The following is a 13,462-nucleotide window of genomic DNA, read 5'->3' on the forward strand; positions in this document are numbered from 1 at the left end:
TAAATACATTTTTACCGCTGGATAGTGTAAATCACTCCTCAAACCCGAAATCGTCGAACTTCAGCACATTACAGTTCTCTGCGATAACCCGGCGTTTTTCGTCGCTTAACCCATCCGGAACATGGACATCTATGTCGAGGTTTATTTTTACTTCAGATCCAACAATACTCGTGAGGTGCTGCAGCACTTCTTCCGAGATTTTTCCAATTTCCCGGGAGATATGCAGGGGGTCGATTTTTTTATGGGCATAAAAACGCCGCTGCGGATTATCCACAGTGATGTGCTCAGCTGGTCTGGCTGTTGTATCGTGATTATTTGCAGCTTCACCGCTGCCATGGGGAGTTGTACCCGGTTCCGGGTATGCTGAAGGAGCATTATTCTTAGGTTCAGATTCGGCTGCCTTCAACTGCTGTACTGCTGCTGCGGCCTGAACAACAATCCCTCTCTCCGTATTTATTGAAACCACCCTGCCTGCCTTCAAGCCCTGATAGCGCTGAGCGTTATCATCGTAGCTGTCGGCATAGGCAAAACCGTCGCGTTCCCATTCGGGCAAGGCTATTCCGTCGATTACTGCGTTTTCAAGGACCTTTACGCTGGTAACTCTAGGAAGGTAGGGATAGGTAAAAAAATACTGAATCAGGTCCTTAACAGGAACATGAGAGCCTTTCCAGAGAGGGATTCGATCAAGGTCGATTTTCAGGTTCGATCCGCCCATTTCAGCTTGCAGGATTCCTTCGGTACGCAGTTTTTTCGACAGACGTACTGCAAGGGCTTCACTGCCCTGCAAACGGTACTCCGTCAGTTCTATACTTTTCTTTGGATCCTCCTGGTACGGGACAAGGGCCCAGCAGAAGGTTTCCGGAATTTGCAGCTGTACTGTGCCTGCACATGAATCACGCTGTTCCTCCGCCTGCCGTATCTGATCAGGGGTCAAATTCAGCGAAACCCTGTCATCAAGAATGCTCTGCCAGGCAAGGTATATTCGCACCGCCTTGTTAAGATCGACATTGCGGCTTTGATCCGCAGCCAGAAATACCAACGCGTTTCGGTAAATACGGGGTGCGTTGCCCCGGGAATTGAGGATCTCTTCAGCCTTTTCACGAGCGGAAGAGGCCGCATCTCCTTTCAGGTGGGTGTTGTCGGTACTCAGCACGACCAGTCGGGTCGACATTTCATCGAAGATATCGGCTCCGCCCTGGGGAAATACGTGTACCTTCTGAAAACCACCGGTATCAGAAGCAGCAAGCTCAATCCGCCGCTGGATCTCTTTCCACACATCATGGGAATCGATCTGCCCCGCCCTTCCCTGGGCTATTTTTCGAACTGTGGGCTGGGTGGAATACCAGTAGCGGCGGTTATCAACATAGAGGTAGGTTGCGTTATCCGCCAGCCTGCGCAGGGCATCTCCAAAGGTGGAGACGGCCTCACCGGGCTGGACGCAGCCGAGTTTTATTTCCTGTTCATCAATGCCCCGTTGAGCTGCGTGCTGGATCGGGGCGGATCCAAGGTAGATGGTCCGGGCCACCCTACGTACAGCGGAGTATCTTCCCAGATTGGTATTCTCTGAATCAATTTTTCTGGGCAGGGACTGGTCTCCATCCACATCATGGTCAATAACCGGTTTCCAGTTGTCCTCCAGATAACGGGTCAGCTCACTCTTTACGTCAGGATCATCTATGGGGATGGTGGAGGGCATTATCAGCAGACTGCGGTCATCCTTTTCCCAGAGAGAATAGATTACCGTCGCCATAAGGCGCAGCACACCCCGGGTCCTTTGGAAGCGATCGAGGGTGGACCAGGTGTTATAGAGCTTGTCGAACAGGTCTGGATGAACGGGATATGCCCGCTTGATGCGTTCCCTGTAGTCGACCTCCTTACACTCCGGGGGAAAATCCTGACTCTGGTCAAGATACATGTCGGAAAAGGCCCTGGCAACGGCATCGAGGGCTTTATGGTCCAGCACGCGGCGAAAGAGCCTGCGGCGTACAATCTCAAAGCCTTCCTCCGCGGTCGCAGGACTCCAGGGGGTATGCACGCGACCGATGGCATTCTTCAGCCGGTCAAGGGCGGCCTGCCCGCCTTTCCCCCCGATTTCGTTATCCGAGGCCGGCACACTGACTACAAGAAAGGTATTTTTCGCGTTCTTGGCAGACTCGCTCAAGGTCTGGGCAAAGGTAAACTGGGTATCGAAGGTCCCCGACGGCAGAGTGTCTACATCGTAGAACTGCCGGGCATAGGCAACCCACTCATCCACCAGGATCAGGCAGGGTGAATAGGCATCGAAGAGCTCCTTTAGGGCATCCCCGGGATTAGTCGAAGTGGCATCGGATTCGGCTATCATGGCATAGGCATCCCTGCCGCCAAGCTGCCAGGCGATCTCTCCCCAGAGGGTATTCACCACGGTTCCATCAGCTTTTTTGTCGGGTTTGCCGGGAGGGATTTTATTCCCGACGATTACTGCCCGGTTTACTTTTTTAGGGACTTCTATCCCCAGCTCCTTGACCAGGGAGTCAGCCCCGGCCAGTTCCGAGGCAGCGATGCCGGAAAAGAGATGATAGAGGGCCAGCATGGAGTGGGTCTTACCACCGCCGAAGTTGGTCTGCAGTTCCACCACTGGGTCTCCACCGTTCCCGGAAATACGCTTCAGTCCGGTTTTAAGCAGTTCATTGAGACCTTCAGTAATGAAGGTCCTGCGAAAAAATTCCCTGGGGTCCAGGTATTCTCCCGAGCCCCTGCCAAGATACACCTCCCAGAGGTCGGCGGCAAACTCGGCCTGGTTGTAGTTGCCCGAGGCAACATCCTTATGGGGCTCGATTACCTCCCGCCAGGGTTTAAGACCGGAAGCCGTTTCTGTTTTTACCTTAACGGTAACCTTCTTCCGTGCTTCCTTGCGGGCCTGCTCGTTAAACCGGATCCGTAGAAGATCCTGTTTTTCCGTATTTATCGCCCCTGATGCCGGAGAAGCAATGGATTCCAGGAGCAGGCCGATGCTGTCGAGGGCCCGATAGGCTTCGTCCGTGGAAAAAGGCTGCTGATGGGCCCACTGATTGCGGGCATCCTTGATCTGGAAAACCAGGCTGCGATCGCTGCGCCCCAGAACATCGGAGAAGACCTCGTTCCAGCGGACCTGCATAATCGTCAGAAGCACCTGGATATCCCAGCTGGCAGGGTCTTCGCTTATGGAACCGCCGTACTGGTTTGAGCTGAATATGGCGGCAATATCCTGAAAATAATTTTTTCCCAGCTTTGTCCGCACCTGGCGGAACACAAAGGGTGTAAGTTCCCTGTTCAGTGTATCCAGGGCTTTTCCTACCCGTTCTGCATTACTCAACGCCATCTTTTACCTTCCTGTTATACGCTATGAAAAAAGTTCCTGTTGGGTTTCCCGGCCCTTGTAGACTGCAGCCAGCCGTTCAATCTCGCTCCAGCTGGTTATAAGCCCGTTGTAGGCAAGGCCGTCACTGGTCCAGTTTTTGCGTTCGCAGATCGAATAGAGCAGGTATGCAAGCTCCCGGGCGGCATCCGCCTTCTGCGGTCCGACGGCATGAAGTACCCGGGCGGCGGCCTCCTCCCCTTTTTTCTGCAGCTTCCTGCATAGGTGCTGGGTCACCATCCAGACCGGTACACCGGTATCGGTAAAGGCTTCCCAGTCCGGGTCCAGGTCGTCCCGGCTGACAAGCTGCACCTTGCCTTTACCGGAGACCACAATCCCCTGGGCGGCTACATCCGCTACGGTAATGTCCTTGGCGTTGGCCAGCTGTTCGGCAACGCCATAATCAGCCTCCTGAATGCCGTACTGCTGGAACCAGACGACAGCCCAGCGGGTAAAGCGGTCGAAATCAGCCTCCTGTTCATTCAGGATTTCGTCCAGGACCTGATTAATAAGCCCCAGGGCGACCCTGACCGTCATTGCAGAACCGTCGGATTCCAGTACCCGGTGATGGCGGGAGAAGACCGCCATCCCCGGCCCGATGGCCGACTGGGCCAGGTCCACCGGGGCAATGTTCCCCGCCTGAAAGGCCCGTAATCCCTGGGGGAGCTCGGAACGCAGAATGCGGATAAAATCGCTTCGGCGGATGTCCGGGGCGGTCTCGTCCCGCTTGCGGCAGACCAGGACAATGGAGGAAGCCAGGGCGTTTGTGCCGATACCAACTGCCCTGTTCGCCATCTCGGTGCGCATGGGCCAGGTGCCGATTATCTGGAACCCCGTCTCCATTAAAGCGTTGAGGATCGTCTCCCAGCCGGTGGAAACGGGCAGCCCCGCCCTGTCGTTTTCGGTGGTCTCCGCCTGCTTGAAGGCATAGTAGACAGTAAGGGGATAGTCGTGGTGCTGATACTCGGCTATACGGCCGAAAACCCTGGTCAAACCGGTCTCGAAAAAATCTTTGGCCTTCTGTTTGCTGCCGTCGAAGCGGTAGGGGGTTGCCACGAGTTCCTCCGCCTTGGGGACCAGCATTGTCTGAAACAGGGAGGGGAATACCGATTTCAGGCTGCGCCGCAGCCATACGTAGAAAAAGTCGGAGAGGTCGGCATAGCCGATGTTATCGTAATAGGGCGGATCTGTTGAGAACATCATTTTTGCAGGAGGCTTAATGATCTCAGCATTTTTCTGCGAAGCTAAGCCAGTCTTTTCACTTGGTATATTATCGAACGCTTTTATCATACGTTCAAAAAGATTATTAAAACTTCCTGAAGAATTACAAAAAGGATTGGATTCCGCGTAATCCCAGACCATGGGAATTGCTTGCCTTGAGAATGTATTTCTTAACTGTGTATTCCTAGCATGCCAACTACAAATAGTACTTTGATGATTTGCTAATTGATCTACTAAAAACGCCAGATACACCGCCACCGCGTCGGCGTAGGCAGTAGCCCCGGAACCGCCGGCCTCAAAGCCCGTGCCGTCGTCCTCCATTCCCGCGGCCCGGGCATCCGTCAGAACCTTTTCCCTGGCTTCTGTTACAAGATCGCTAAAGGTGGTAAGGGCCAGGAGCTGGCGGGGGGTGAAGAGGTCTGAGAATGAGGTCATTCCGTAATTTGGAGTTTTAAAATCCCTGGGATTATGCGGTAAATCCCATTCAGGTTTCCATTCACTTCTTATCCCATCGAGTGCACTTATTTGAATATTTGAAGGTTCAATATATATTCTACCACCAGGCCCTTCAGCTACAATGGCTAACATTCGGCTATCAAGCTTTTTCTGCTTCCCTTCCAATCTTATGTACTTAAGTGTTGCAGTAGTACCACATGCCAGACAACGACCTCCATTCCTACCAGCAGTACCTTCTATTTCCTTTGATTTCCCTTTCTTTATAAAAAACTTGATTCCTCTATTAGCTGAATTTACGGTGTATCCTATGTGTACTTCTTTGCCTTTCTTTGTTGAAAGATCAAAAGACCGAATAAGCGGCATCTCTGCACCACACCCAGGATTGGGACACTTAACTGTGCGCGCCCAGAGCCAGGCGATAACCGTAGCCTCACCGCCTCCCTCCTCTTCCGGCAGTTTTACCTTGGGATAATATTTCCCAATACGGCGATAGGCTTCATCCCGCATCCACTGTCCGTAATGGCGCACGTCCTCTGCAAGGCCGCGGCTTCCCGTCCAGCGCTCGGCAAAGAAACCCGCATCCCTGCCCGCATGGACCGGGGGCCTGTTCGCAAAGCGCGGCGGGATTTCTATCATGGCCTTGTTGATCATTACCGCTACAGGGTTCAGATCGCTGGCGAATGCTTCCAGCCCCAGCCGCTGGGCTTCCAGGGGAATCGCCCCTCCGCCGGCAAAGGGGTCGTATACGGCTGGAGGGTTTCCACCGGTGTTTTTCGCGATTTCGTCCATTACCTTCGCAAGGACTTCAGGATTATTGGAGTTCTCCCAGGTAACCAGCTCTTCGATCAATCCAAAGAGCCGCTCCCGCTCTTGCTCCTGTTCTTTTTCCGTGGGAAACTTATCCGGATGGGATGAAGGGTCGTCAACGATAGACGCGAACAGTACAGCCCGTGCTGCCGCCAGGGGACGCCGAGCCCACCAGAGATGCAGGGTCGAGGGATGGCCGTGCCGGATTGATTTTTCCCGTACGCTGGCGCTGTTTATCGCATCCAAGGGGAGTGCTACTTCTATCAGTTTCTTCTTCATCCATTCATCCTTATGCTGATCATGGCCGGATCTTCCGCCCTCTCAAGAAGCTTCTTGATTCGCAGCTGTTTGCCCGCATCCGCCCAGTCCGGTTCCTTTTCGAAGGGCCTGCGGATATAGTATGGCCCGTCGCAGGTCACTCCTGCAACGCGTACGAGGGCAAGAATAAAGTTCTCGCTGGCGTTGAATCCCTGCAGCACCTCGTTATGGGTCACAGTAAGCTCCTGTGCATCCTGTGCCCGCCCCTTTACCTCGATAAGCAAAAGGGTGCCTGTTTCAGGGTCCCTGGACTCAATGTCCCAACCCCTGTTATCGGCACTTACATCAACGGGAATACGCCCGGCCTTTTGCTCGGCAATCAAGACCTGCTGCATAGCCAGGAGTTCTATGCGTCTGCGGCCTTCCTGATCGGGCTTTGTTATCGTACCCCTTTCCGGGTACAGTGCAGCTGCAGGGACAACAAGGGCGGCGGCGAGAACATTGGGAGCAAGAGGGGTCAGCAATCGTTGATTTTCCAGTTCAGCCTCCCGCTGCTCCAGACGCCGGGACAGCTCATCCGCCCGATCAAAAGCTTTGCGGGAGTTTATTTTGGCGTTCTTCTTACCCGCGTTCTCCGCCAGTTTTAGCTGCTGTCCCTTGTTGTCCCAGTACATAATCTCCCTGGTTAGACGTAATCGCACCTGGGTGTGGATTTTCCGTATCATATCTTCCCGCCTGGACTTTATCTCATCCATGTGCGCCGGAATCAGCTCTGTTATGGCGTAGCTTCTGGAGAGCTCCTCTACATTCATCGCACCGAGAAAGTCACCGAACATCTCCAGGGCCTGGTTCCGTTCCGTATCATCTGCAGCCCGCAGATCCAGGTAAGGAGCAGGTCCAGCGGAAGATGGATTACCCTCATGGTCAAACCGAACGAACTCCATTCTGCGGGAAACAATCGTTTTTCCGCCTGACGGACGCCGGGTCCCGTCGGCAATGGAGTGGTCCAGATATACCAGGAGACCTGTATCCGATGCTTCGTCCCGTTCGTCGATAAGTACCGCCCCCTCCTTGAAAAGATGGCGGTTCTGCTGCAGCACCAGGTCTATTATTGCGGACAGAAGCGGGTGCCCCGGAGCAATGAACTCGGCATCCGGCTTCCCGGGTAAATGGACCATCTTCCGGTCAAAACAGATGCGTTCGTATCTTCGCAGAACGGAACTGCGGCTGCCGATAATCCTGTCCTGGTTCCGAATTGCGGCGGGTACATGGTTTATCTGGTAGCGCTTTTCTTCCCGCTTGCGTACATCGCCCCCCAGACTTGAAAAAGCCCGCAGAAAAAACTCGCGGATAAAATGGGGCTGCAGCTTACGGGCCCGGGCACGTTCCATCATATCCCGGATTTTTTCCACGGTGCTTGTGGCCAGAACATCCTGACTTAAAGCACGTTCCGCCAGGATCTTCTGAAGGTCTCCGTGTTCAAAGGGATGGTCTATTTTTTCATAAATCCGGTTACGCACCTCAGGGCGGTCTCCGTCTCTGATCGCTTCTATCAGAAGGTCCCGCAGGGCATTTCCCCGCAGGATATCCCCCAGCACATCGAACACCTGGTCTCCCAGGTCCTCTTTCTGCTTTTCAATCTTGCTCAAAAGACGGAAAAAGACGTCTCCCTCCCTTGTCTCAAAGGCAACAAGGTTCCAGAGATGACACACCTCGGTCTGACCTATACGATGGATCCGTCCGAAACGCTGTTCCAGGCGATTCGGATTCCAAGGCAAATCGTAATTGACCATCAGATGCCCGCGCTGCAGGTTAATTCCTTCTCCAGCGGCGTCCGTGGCCAAAAGAATATGCACATCAGGATCATTGCGAAACAGGTTCTCCGCCTTTTTCCTCTCCTGGCGGAGCATCCCGCCGTAGATGCTTACAATCGACTCGTCGTTCCCGATACTGGTTTTAAGCTTCCCCTCGAGATATGCCAGTGTATCCCGGTGTTCCGTAAAGATGACCAGTTTGCGTCGGGTTCCTTCCGGGGTAAACATCTGGGGATTATCCTGTAGGATACTGGAAAGCTCTTGCCACTTTTTATCATGTCCGTTGTCCAAGAGCTTCCTGGCCTGTTTTTCCAGAGCCGAAAGAACGATAATCTCCTTTTTAAGCTCCTCTATACTGCGCGAGGCGGACGCACGGTCAATCAGCTGGTCCTCAAGCTCCTCCGCCTCTTCTCCGGTAAAATCATCAAGATCCAGCTCTTCATCCAGGTCAGATCCTAAAACATCATCGGAATCCTCTGCAATGGTAAAACTCCTATGGAGGAGTTCCATTTCACGAAGCTTATCTTCCAGACGTTCCCGCCTGCGGTGCAAGGAACGGTAGATCGCGGCAGGACTGGATGCAAGACGGCGCTGCAGAATAGTCAGAGCAAAACCGATGTTTCCTTTCCGGCCCTGATTAATGATCTTCTCTGCCCGATTGAACTGCTCCCGTACATAGCTGGTAACCCCTTCGTAGAGGAGTACTTCTTCATCGGACAATCGATACTGTACAGTGTAGGCCCTCCGCTCAGGGAAAAGACGGGTCCCGTCCATTTTGACAAGCTGTTCCTTGACCAGTCGCCGCATCAGGTCAGAAGCTTCAACGGAACCATTGTTCTTTCTGGGTTTGCCCTCAAAACGATCGGCATCGATCAGAGAGAGAAAAAGCTGATAGTCTTCCTCTTTTCCGTTATGTGGCGTTGCTGTCATGAGCAGGAAATGCCGGGTAAGATTACTCAGCATCTGCCCCAGGCGAAAGCGCTTTGTATATTTTACTTCGTTCCCAAAAAATGTTGCCGACATTTTATGGGCCTCATCACAGATTATTAGGTCCCAATCACTTACCTTCAGTTTATCCTGCAGGTCCTCATCCCGGGAAAGCTTATCCAGACGGCAGATTACAAGATTGTTTTCAAGGAACCAGTTCCCTGTTCTCGAAGACTGCAGTTTATCGTTTGTGAGAATCTCAAAGGGCAGGGAGAACTTCTCATCAAGTTCATCCTGCCACTGCTCCACAAGACTTCCAGGACAGACAACCATGCAGCGCTGGACATCGCCACGCATCATGAGTTCCTTGATCAGCAGTCCCGCCATGATTGTCTTTCCCGCTCCAGGATCATCGGCAAGCAGAAAACGCAGGGGCTGCCGCTGGAGCATGTGTTCGTACACTGCGGAAATCTGGTGAGGCAAAGGATCCACATCGCTGGTATTAACAGCAAGCAAAGGATCAAACAAGTAAGCCAGCTGTATGCGCATGGCCTCGGAGGCGAGGATAAACTTCTCGGACTCCGCTGTAAAGCTCCACAGCCGGGCCCCCTCCACCAGCGATAGATCCTGTTCCTGGGAACGATACACGAGCTGGGTCTCGGTGTATCCGTCATCATCCCGCCAGGTCAGCTCGACGACATCACTTCCATGCCAACGCGCCTGGATGATTTCTACAGCACCATTGTGCTGTAGACCACGGATTCTGCTGCCGACTTTCAGTTGTTCAAGCGTCATGGGTAGAATGTCTCATTGTAAATTACGCGAACTGACAGTCAGGCTGAATTGTGTATCAGAAGGCTCCTCGGAGAATCTGACTAAACAGATCCCTTTAATCTCGTAGGCAGAGATTGAGTTTTCATGGGGATCAAGAAAATCCTTTAGGGGGTACAACTCGTCATTTATTCTGACAAAAATATCCGCTATGGCTTTAGTATCTTCAGTGTTCACTTCGAAAAAGATTTTATTTATTTCCGGTTCAATATAGACAGTTTGTGATCTCCAGCTTATTTTTCCATCAAAATTATACTGAAAAATATTATCTATATTTGAACCCAGAATCTCTGCCGCTGTTACTACGGCTTCATCAGTGATGAAGATTTTGTTTTTATAGCTTGATTCTTCTCCAGGATCAAAATTCGACATCTTTTCTACACTGCCTTCGACAAGGTAGGAAGAAATCATTTCTTGTTCGGTTTCTTCCGTATATCCCCATGATCCAAATCTTATGCCGAATCCATACATTCCACTCCTTGCAGAATTTTTTCTGTATACCAATAGAACCTTTCTTCCAGGAAATGCAAAATAATGGTTCATCTGTGAAGTGTCCAGATCTTCCACATAATGCGCCCACATTAGAGTCGATTTCATGGCGTAATACATTAGGAAATCCCGATAAAACTCAACGATAATATCTGTATTATTGGATGTTCGGTTGAAAAATACATATCCATCCTCAGGGTCACGTTTATTGAAAGATATGTCGTATGTAATTCTATTATTAAAATACTCAAAATTTCCTTGCTTCTCTAATCGACCGTCAACCAGTTCTGTGGCTGGATCTTCTTCAATATCGCTGTAGGTATATGATAAAAAATCAATCGGCGGTTCGAAAGCATACAAGGAGATACTGGCGAAGGATAGGATGAGAAGAAAGACAGGAAAAAGTATTCTGAAATTACGATATCGGTTCATACAGTCTACTCCGTAATCCTAAAGGGACAAAAAATACTTTTTTATCTTTTTTGCCATAAGCATCCTGCGTTCTTCAAGAAAATCATCATAATGCTCAATATCCTTATCCTTCATTCCATCAGGGATACAGTGCATTCTGAAGTTCTCTTCCATCTCTGCCGGATCAGTGATGGCTCCATATGCGGCTGTTCCAGACGAAACCCGTTCAACAAGTTCACTAAAATATTCCGACGGAGCTCTGTCCTTAATAGCAATATTAATTTCAGACTGCATCATTACATAGTTTGCAATTTGATTGTATCGAGCTCTGTTAAGTCCCCGTTTTTTCAAATAATTCTTAGGGAACAGATGATGCACATCGCCACGATGGGCAATCAGATCCCGGACAGTAATATCTCGTGATAGAAAACCCTTATCATTCATTTTTACCTGAGCAGCCAGATAGACTTTAAAATACGGGCTTGAAGCAACTGATGTATTCATCTGCTGTGGTAGTCCTGCATTCCAGAAAGCATCCCCTAATTCAGCTTCCATAATATTATCCAGATGACGGTTAGCCCCCAATGAATCTATATTTCGGATATCATAATCCATGGTCGACTCAGGAGAAGAAGAGTATCTGCCAGTAAGGACCGATAAGACATACCAACGACGGACAAGACTTTCAATAACATTAGGGTTTTCTTTTAGTCCAATCAAAGTCAGATACAGGGTGTATGCGAAATTCAATGCATTTTGAGATCGAATCATAGATGAATCAATAAAACCAGCGGAACGAATTATCATTACAAACCGTTTAAAATTCGTCTCTGACATATATTTCATAATGCCGGCTTTCAGCTTATCGAATGAGGCTATTGCAATCTCTTCCTCGAAGGTACGGGTGATAAAATTCCTCCCGGAAAGAAGGGCCACCAGGTCTTCCAGTCTGCCACGCTTAAACTCTGAAATAAACGAAACTCTCAACATATCGGTATAATTTGGATCGTAGATATCGTCATTCTCATTTTTTAGCCACTGCATTCTCTGGAAATACTCGGTTTGGGCAAATGTTGTATCACGTTCTTTTATTGATTGGTAGAATTCGGGCGCTACTGCAAGATGACAAAAATAGTCAATACATTTTCTTAATTCATTACCACCGTACTGTTCGTCCGCTGCAATCTTTGACATGGCAAAATCAGCCTGGCTAAGAACCTTTCCACGGGAATTAATCCTTATAAAGATCTCCGTTACCGTCTGAATATCAAGATTGGAGTTTAACTCTATCAATCCTATATGGTTATTCACCAAACTTTTCAAGCGTTCAAGTTTTTCAAATATTGCTTCCTGAGTGAAATTTTGGTTATTGGTACTAAAATCCTTCGCAATACTGAAGAGTCTGGCATCCGACCTTACGATATCAGCGATATTTGAAATCCATGCATTGTCTTTTTTAATTGCAGGATTCAGTACTTCAAAACGATCTTCCTCAGGATTAAACGCGATCGTCATTTTAACCCTTCGGTATTCATCATCAATTACTTCGTAGCCCAAAAGGGCAGCCATTAGTGCTGTTATACGCTGCTGTCCGTCGATCAGCACCCGTTTTCCAGTCGATTGCGTTCCATCCTTCAATTTTACATTCGGATTGCGCCAGGCGATGAGGTACCCCACCGGAAAACCATTATATAAGGAGTCTATTAAATCACGAACCTGCGTGCTGCTCCAGACAAAAGGGCGCTGGATTTCCGGGATTGCAATCTCACCCGATGTGATCCAGGTTAATAAGGTTTGAATTGTGTATTGGTTGACTGAATATTTCTGTATGGACATAGATACTCCATTAGCTATTTGTGCTTACCTATTATAAGCTGTAAAAAGAATATTGATCACTGATTATATCCTTGCCAGTAAAAGAAGTAATCCCAGACAGACATGCTGAAATACTGGCATGGAAGCCTTGCATTCTTAAACTGGGTCTGATTTGCCTATACTCAATCGATGTATTCCCGAAAGTAAAAGAATTACCCAAACACATAACTCCAATAGATTTTATAGAAATAACATTCTGTTCATTTCAGTATAAACCTCCAGAAATCATCTTACAACAACGAATTCTGCAAAAACCCCGCAGCGCGGGGCCTTACCTACATGCATCCGGTCTACAAAAACCCTACAGCACGAACCCGTAGCCCAGCAGCAACTTGAACCCGTTCACGTCGAAGGGGTCCTTGTCCGCGTCGAAGGCATCAGTCAGGTTCCGGCCGTAGCGCACCTCCAGGCTCAGCACACCCTGGTTCATAATAAATCCGTAGCCCACCCCGGCAGTCAGCCCCAGGACAATCGGGTTATCCGGAGTATCACTCCCTTCAACGGTCACGCCTCCGCCGCTTTCCTCGAACTCAAGGTCCCCTGTTAGCAGAATTATGGTCGGTCCCGCAAGACCGTAAAAGCCGCCGACAGGCTGAGAGGCAATCTTAAGCTGTAAAGGGATCTCAATAGCATTGATGGAATAGCTGCCCTCAAAGTCCTCCCCGGCGTAAGAATACTCGTAATCCTGGCCGTACTGGGTAAAATTCAGCTCCGTCACAAAACCCAGGTTCTGGCTGAACATGGATTCCAGGTATAGTCCTGCGTGCAGCGCCGGGTGCAGCTGCTCTTCTATGTCAATTCCATAATAGAGTTCTGCGGACTCCACATAATCGTCCCAGTTGTTGCCGCTGAACCAGCCAAGGTTCACCCCGCCCTTTACCCCGAAAACGAGCTCCCGGGCCGTCAGCCCCGCAGAGCACAGAAGAATGAGGAGGATCAGTCCAATAAATCTTTTCATATACAACTCCTTTGTATTGTGATTGATACCCCTCTTATTGCA

Annotated in this window: 6 protein-coding genes; all 6 read right to left on the minus strand. The window is 50.0% G+C overall.

Features of this window, described 5'->3' with window-relative positions:
- Positions 1-31: 31 nt before the first annotated feature.
- The 6 genes from B4O97_RS04115 to B4O97_RS04140 all read right to left on the minus strand — a co-directional run bounded on the left by B4O97_RS04115 (position 32) and on the right by B4O97_RS04140 (position 13,420).
- Positions 32-3,337 carry a DUF499 domain-containing protein gene (locus tag B4O97_RS04115; RefSeq protein WP_083048603.1) on the minus strand — a complete coding sequence of 1,102 codons (3,306 nt, stop codon included), beginning with the start codon at positions 3,335-3,337 and terminating at the stop codon, positions 32-34.
- A 21-nt stretch (positions 3,338-3,358) separates the two neighbouring features.
- The gene (locus B4O97_RS04120) at positions 3,359-6,136 is read right to left on the minus strand and encodes a DUF1156 domain-containing protein (RefSeq protein WP_083048605.1); all 2,778 of its coding nucleotides are present in this window, start codon (positions 6,134-6,136) and stop codon (positions 3,359-3,361) included.
- Positions 6,133-9,651, minus strand: a complete 3,519-nt coding sequence (locus B4O97_RS04125) for a helicase-related protein (RefSeq protein WP_083048607.1) — start codon at positions 9,649-9,651, stop codon at positions 6,133-6,135. The genes B4O97_RS04120 and B4O97_RS04125 overlap by 4 nt, the downstream gene beginning before the upstream one ends.
- A gap of 12 nt (positions 9,652-9,663) precedes the next feature.
- Complete coding sequence (locus tag B4O97_RS04130; RefSeq protein ID WP_083048608.1) at positions 9,664-10,608, minus strand: hypothetical protein; 945 nt, start codon at positions 10,606-10,608, stop codon at positions 9,664-9,666.
- Positions 10,609-10,626: 18 nt separating this feature from the next.
- Entirely contained in the window at positions 10,627-12,423 is a 1,797-nt protein-coding gene (locus B4O97_RS04135; RefSeq protein WP_083048610.1) for a GmrSD restriction endonuclease domain-containing protein, read from the minus strand.
- Positions 12,424-12,763: 340 nt separating this feature from the next.
- Positions 12,764-13,420: a porin family protein gene (locus B4O97_RS04140; RefSeq protein ID WP_158084145.1), complete on the minus strand. Its 657-nt coding sequence runs from the start codon at positions 13,418-13,420 to the stop codon at positions 12,764-12,766.
- Positions 13,421-13,462: the final 42 nt, after the last annotated feature.

Origin of the sequence: Marispirochaeta aestuarii (genome assembly GCF_002087085.1) — a bacterium.
In the GTDB taxonomy this organism is placed as follows: domain Bacteria; phylum Spirochaetota; class Spirochaetia; order JC444; family Marispirochaetaceae; genus Marispirochaeta; species Marispirochaeta aestuarii.

What these genes read in the sequence shown, in the direction of transcription:
- B4O97_RS04115 (WP_083048603.1), bottom strand. Translation starts at nt 3,337, where the DNA reads ATGGCGTTGAGTAATGCAGAACGGGTAGGAAAAGCCCTGGATACACTG.
- B4O97_RS04120 (WP_083048605.1), bottom strand. Translation starts at nt 6,136, where the DNA reads ATGAAGAAGAAACTGATAGAAGTAGCACTCCCCTTGGATGCGATAAAC.
- B4O97_RS04140 (WP_158084145.1), bottom strand. Translation starts at nt 13,420, where the DNA reads ATGAAAAGATTTATTGGACTGATCCTCCTCATTCTTCTGTGCTCTGCG.
- B4O97_RS04125 (WP_083048607.1), bottom strand. Translation starts at nt 9,651, where the DNA reads ATGACGCTTGAACAACTGAAAGTCGGCAGCAGAATCCGTGGTCTACAG.
- B4O97_RS04135 (WP_083048610.1), bottom strand. Translation starts at nt 12,423, where the DNA reads ATGTCCATACAGAAATATTCAGTCAACCAATACACAATTCAAACCTTA.
- B4O97_RS04130 (WP_083048608.1), bottom strand. Translation starts at nt 10,608, where the DNA reads ATGAACCGATATCGTAATTTCAGAATACTTTTTCCTGTCTTTCTTCTC.